This window comes from Roseateles sp. P5_E11, from assembly GCF_054049355.1.
The window spans coordinates 1-5,329 of sequence record NZ_JBFUMO010000413.1 but is presented as its reverse complement, the minus strand read 5'-3'; the positions used below and the strand labels follow the sequence as shown (position 1 = coordinate 5,329).

The window sequence follows — 5,329 nt, the reverse complement described above, 5'->3', positions numbered from 1 at the left end:
ATCGATCTCTTCCTTGACGTGGGCCGAGCCCTGGGCCTGGGCCTTCTCGGCCGTCCAGATCTCTTCCAGGTCGTTGTACTCGCGCTGCAGCTTCAGCAGCTCGTCCTCGATGAGGCCGAGGCGCTTGATGGAGCCTTCGTCCTTTTCCTTCTTGACCGCCTCGCGCTCGATCTTGAGCTGGATCATGCGGCGGTCCAGCCGGTCCATCGGCTCGGGCTTGGAGTCGATCTCGATCTTGATCTTGGCCGCGGCCTCGTCGATGAGGTCGATGGCCTTGTCGGGCAGGAAGCGGTCGGTGATGTAGCGGTGGCTCAGCTCGGCCGCGGCAATGATGGCCGGGTCGGTGATCTCCACGCCATGGTGGACCTCGTACTTTTCCTGCAGCCCGCGCAGGATGGCGATGGTGGCTTCCACCGTCGGCTCGTCGACCAGCACCTTCTGGAAACGGCGCTCCAGGGCGGCGTCCTTCTCGACGTATTTGCGGTACTCGTCCAGCGTCGTCGCGCCGATGCAGTGCAACTCGCCGCGCGCCAGGGCGGGCTTGAGCATATTGCCGGCGTCGATGGAGCCTTCGGACTTGCCGGCGCCCACCATGGTGTGGATCTCGTCGATGAAGAGGATGGTCTGGCCGGCGTCCTGGCTGACTTCCTTCAGCACACCTTTCAAGCGCTCCTCGAAGTCGCCGCGGTATTTGGCGCCGGCCAGCAGCAGGGCCATGTCCAGCACCAGCACGCGCTTGCCCTTCAGCGAATCGGGCACCTCGCCGTTGATGATGCGCTGGGCCAGGCCCTCGACGATGGCCGTCTTGCCCACGCCCGGCTCGCCGATCAGCACGGGGTTGTTCTTGCTGCGGCGCTGCAGCACCTGGATCGTGCGGCGGATTTCCTCGTCGCGGCCGATGACGGGGTCGAGCTTGCCCATGCGGGCGCGCTCGGTCAGGTCCAGCGTGTATTTCTTCAGCGCCTCGCGCTGGCCCTCGGCCTCGGCCGACTCGACCTTCTGGCCGCCGCGAACCGCCTCGATGGCGGACTCCAGCGACCGGCGCGTCAGCCCATGGCCGCGCACCACGCCGGCCAGGTCGGTCTTGGCTTCGGTCAGCGCCAGCAGGAACATCTCGCTGGCAATGAACTGGTCGCCGCGCTTGGTGGCCTCCTTCTCGGCCGCCTGCAACAGGGAAACGAGATCGCGCCCGGCCTGCACGGTCTGGCCCGAGCCGCTGACCTGGGGCAGGCCAGCTATCAGGCCGTCCAGCGCCGTACGCAGGCCGCCGGCGTTGACGCCGGCGCGCTCCATCAGGGCGCGCGGGCCTTCATCCTGGGCCAGCATGGCCGCCAGCACGTGGACGGGCTCGATATAGGGGTTGTCGCGGGCCAGGGCCAGGCTCTGGGCCTCACCCAGGGCCTCCTGGAAGCGGGTGGTGAACTTGTCGGCACGCATGGTGGGAATCCTCCGGTTGCGAAGCCAAGTGGGCACAAGCCCTGCATTTTCAAGTCACAGTCTGGCGCCAGCGAGTGAAAGGCGGCTGTCGGACAGCGCCTCTTTGTCCTGGATCAAACGGCAGCGCGCATCAGCGCGAAACCCGCAGCCGCCGCGGCCAGCGCGCCCGTCACATGGGCCAGCGTGTGCGCCAGCGCCAGCAGGAATTCGCCGCGCTGCAACATGGCGAGTGACTCGCCAGAGAAGGACGAGAACGTCGTCAGCCCGCCGAGAAAGCCGGTCACCAGCAGCAACTTCAGCACTTCGTTGGGCTGCCGCCCGAACCACTCCAGCGCCATGCCGATCAGCAACCCRCCGACGAGGTTGACCAGCAGCGTACCGAGCGGGAAGCCCGTCCAGCGCGTGTTCAGCCACAGGCCGATCTGCCAGCGCGTCAGCCCCCCCATGGCCGCGCCGAAGGCCACCGCCAGCGTGTTCAAGAAGCATTCCCCGCCGCGATGCCCCAGCGCGCCAGCGCCTCGTCGTCCGCCACCCGGGCATCCACCCAGTGCGCGCCGTCCGGCGTGTGTTCCTTCTTCCAGAACGGCGCCTGGGTCTTCAAATAGTCCATCAGGAATTCGCAGGCCTGGAAGGCCTGCCCTCGGTGGGCGCTGGTGACGAGCACCAGCACGATCTGGTCGCGGGCCTGCAGGGTGCCGACGCGGTGGATGACCTTGGCGGCACGGATGTCGAAGCGGGCCATGGCCGCGTCGACCATGGCTTCGATGGCCGCCTCCGTCATGCCCGGGTAGTGTTCCAGCTCCATCGCCGACACTGCCGCGCCGCTGCTGTGCTCGCGCACGGTGCCGACGAAGGCGACGACGGCACCGACGCCGCCATCCCCCATCCGCAGGGCGGAGGTTTCGGCGCCGACGTCAAAGTCCCCGGACTGGATGCAAACTCTGGGCATGGCAGAGATTCTCACCCTGGCGCGCGGTGAGATTCACATGTTTGGCCGTTGAAGTCTGAGCCCGCCGCCGGATACTTGCTCCTCATTTCTTCTCACGCAGCCAGGAATCGACATGGCCCTGATGGATTTCATCAAGAAACAATTCATAGACGTCATCCAGTGGACGGAGGACGGCGATGGCGTGCTGGCCTGGCGCTTCCCGATGTCCGGCATGGAAATCCAGAACGGCGGCCAACTCGTCGTGCGGGAATCCCAGGTCGCGGTCTTCGTCAACGAGGGTCAAGTGGCCGACGTCTTCGGTCCCGGCACCCACAAGCTGACGACCCAGACTCTGCCGGTGCTGACCTATCTGAAGAACTGGGACAAGCTGTTCGAGTCCCCCTTCAAGAGCGACGTCTACTTCTTCAGTACCCGCCAGCAGATCGACCAGCGCTGGGGCACCAGCCAGCCGGTCGCCATCCGCGACAAGGACTTCGGCGCCGTGCGCCTGCGCGCCTTCGGCAACTACGCCTACCGCATCCTGGACCCCAAGGTCTTCCACACGCAGATCTCCGGCACGCGCGAGCGCTACACGGTGCAGGACCTGGACGGCCAGCTGCGTGGCCTGATGCTGCAACACATCAGCGACGCCGTCGCCAGCAGCGGCACGCCCTTCCTGGACCTGGCTGCCAACCAGGTCGAGTTCGCTGCCGCGCTGAAAAACGCGACCGCCGAGTCCTTCACGGCCATCGGCCTGGAGCTGATCTCGGTGACGATGCAGAACGTGTCGCTGCCCGAGGAGCTGCAGAAGATCCTCGACCAGCGCATCGGCATGGGCATCATTGGCCAGAACATGGGTCAGTTCATGCAGTACCAGGCGGCTCAGGCCCTGCCCGAGATGGCCAAGGGCGGCGGCGACGGCGGTGGCATCGCCGGCCAAGCCGTGGGCCTGGGCGCCGGCGTGGCCCTGGGCCAGACGCTGGCGCAGACGCTGGGCCAGGGCTTGGCTGGCGTCGGCACCGCAGCGCCGGCACCGGCGGCCAGCAAGCCCGAAGACATCGTCTCGCTGCTGGAAAAGCTCGGCGACCTCAAGGCCAAGGGCATCCTGACCGACGAGGAATTCGCTGCCAAGAAGGCCGATCTGCTGAAGAAGCTTGGCTGAGCAAACGCCAGCCGCCCAGCGGCGCTGGCGCGCGGCGTGCCCCAATTGCGGCGCGCCGGTTGAATTCGCCAGCGCGGCCTCGAGCACGGCCGTCTGCGGCTTCTGCCGCAGCACCTTGCTGCGCGACGGCGAAGCGCTGAGCCAGATCGGCCAGAGCGCCGAGATCTTCGAAGACTATTCGCCGCTGCAGCTGGGCACGAACGGCCGCTGGATGGGCCGCGGCTTCACCGTCGTCGGCCGCGTGCAGCGCGGCTCGGAGCTGGGCAACTGGAACGAATGGCATCTGTTCTTCGACACCGGTGCCGACGCACCGCGTGTGGCCTGGCTCAGCGAGGACAACGGCCAGTTCGTCCTCAGCCTGGAGGCACCGCTCGCCGAAACACCCCCCGAAGCCCCCGCCCTGGGCCAACCGCTGACGCTGGCCGGCCAGCGCTGGCAGGTGGCCGCCATCGTCGAGGCGGCACTGCGTGCGGCCGAAGGCGAGCTGCCACGGCCGCCCAAGCCCGGCTGCGTCATCGAGCTGCGCAACGACAAGGGCGAGGTCGGCAGCCTGGAATACCGCGACGGCCAGCCACCGGTCTGGTCCGTTGGCCGCAATGTGCTTCTCGCCGACATGGCCTTGCAGGGCCTGCGCACGACGGCCGAGGGCGAGTCGGTGGCAGAGGCCAAGTTCAAGGGCCGGGCCATCGCCTGCCCGAGCTGCGGCGCACCACTGGAGCCCAAGCTCACGCAGACCAAGAGCATGGTCTGCGCCCAGTGCAATGCCGTCGTCGACTTGCCGGAGGGCGAATCCAAGGCCCTGGGCTTCACCCCGCAGGATCGCGGCCTGCCGCCGCTGATCCCGCTGGGCCGCGCCGGCACGCTGGCCGTTGACGGCGGCAAGCCCGAAGCCTGGCAGGTCGTGGGCTACCAGGAGCGCTGCGACATCCCCGAGGACGCCGACGACGAGCAGAGCTTCTGGCGCGAATACCTGCTCTACAACCAGCTGGCGGGCTTTGCCTTCCTTGTCGACACCCGCGAGGGCTGGAGCCTGGTGCGCACCCTCACCGGCGCGCCCACCTCGGGCCGCGGCGGCGTCAGCTGGCAGGGGCGCGACTATGCGCAGCGCTGGGTTTACGGCGCCAAGACGACCCATGTACTGGGCGAGTTCTACTGGCCCGTGCGGCTGGAAGACCGCGTCCAGGTCACCGACTACATCACCCGCGACGGCCAATTCCTGCTGAGCCGCGAGCAGCAGGGCCCCGAGATCACCTGGAGCGGCGGCAGCCCGGTGCCGGCCGACACCGTGAAGACGGCCTTCAACCTGGTGGCACCGGCCGTCCAGTTCGCACGTGACACTTCCGCCTTCAAGAGCGGCGGCAACCTGCTGCGCAACATCATCATCGCCCTGTTCGTCATCGTGCTGTTGTTCGCGCTGATGCGCGCCTGCTCCAGCGACGACTGCCAGCAGTACAAGAACAGCTTTGGCGAGAACAGCAATGAGTACCGCCAGTGCCGCGCCAGTTCGCGCGGCAGCGGCGCCTATATCGGCAACAGCGGCGGCAGCTACGGCGGCTACAGCAGCGGTGGCGGCGGCCACAAATGAGGGCCTGTTCAGGTGGCGGGGATCGGATGCGTTGCCACTCAAAAGCCCGCGAGCAAGGCGCGAAACGAAGCTGGGGTAGCCCCCCAGCGAGGCTTCGCAACGCCGCGCGCGGGCTTTTGAGTGACAACCCTGCGGGAGAGGGTCTGCGCGGGCGCATGGCGTCGTTGCGCGCCTTGCCCGGGCACCCAGCCCGGGCTTCAGCGCGTCGCCTAGCCGT

The 5,329-nt window shown here is 67.6% G+C and carries 5 protein-coding genes; 2 read left to right on the top strand and 3 right to left on the bottom strand.

From position 1 onward, the window contains the following. The 3 genes from ACXJKR_RS23365 to ACXJKR_RS23355 form a co-directional block, all read right to left on the bottom strand. Positions 1-1,437 (bottom strand): Clp protease N-terminal domain-containing protein (locus tag ACXJKR_RS23365; RefSeq protein ID WP_457324842.1); only part of this gene is annotated, 1,437 nt, incomplete at its 3' end. Positions 1,438-1,550: 113 nt separating this feature from the next. After that, on the bottom strand, positions 1,551-1,916 hold the full coding sequence (gene crcB, locus ACXJKR_RS23360; protein ID WP_457324841.1) for a fluoride efflux transporter CrcB: 366 nt from the start codon (positions 1,914-1,916) through the stop codon (positions 1,551-1,553). After that, complete coding sequence (locus tag ACXJKR_RS23355) at positions 1,913-2,386, bottom strand: molybdenum cofactor biosynthesis protein MoaE (protein ID WP_457324840.1); 474 nt, start codon at positions 2,384-2,386, stop codon at positions 1,913-1,915. The genes crcB and ACXJKR_RS23355 overlap by 4 nt, the downstream gene beginning before the upstream one ends. A 112-nt stretch (positions 2,387-2,498) precedes the next feature. Between ACXJKR_RS23355 and ACXJKR_RS23350 the strand changes: the two genes are divergently transcribed. Continuing rightward, positions 2,499-3,527 (top strand): SPFH domain-containing protein, encoded by a 1,029-nt coding sequence (locus ACXJKR_RS23350; RefSeq protein WP_457324839.1) that lies wholly within the window; start codon positions 2,499-2,501, stop codon positions 3,525-3,527. Further along, the gene (locus tag ACXJKR_RS23345; protein WP_457324838.1) at positions 3,520-5,112 is read left to right on the top strand and encodes a DUF4178 domain-containing protein; all 1,593 of its coding nucleotides are present in this window, start codon (positions 3,520-3,522) and stop codon (positions 5,110-5,112) included. The genes ACXJKR_RS23350 and ACXJKR_RS23345 overlap by 8 nt, the downstream gene beginning before the upstream one ends. The last annotated feature ends 217 nt before the right edge of the window (positions 5,113-5,329 follow it).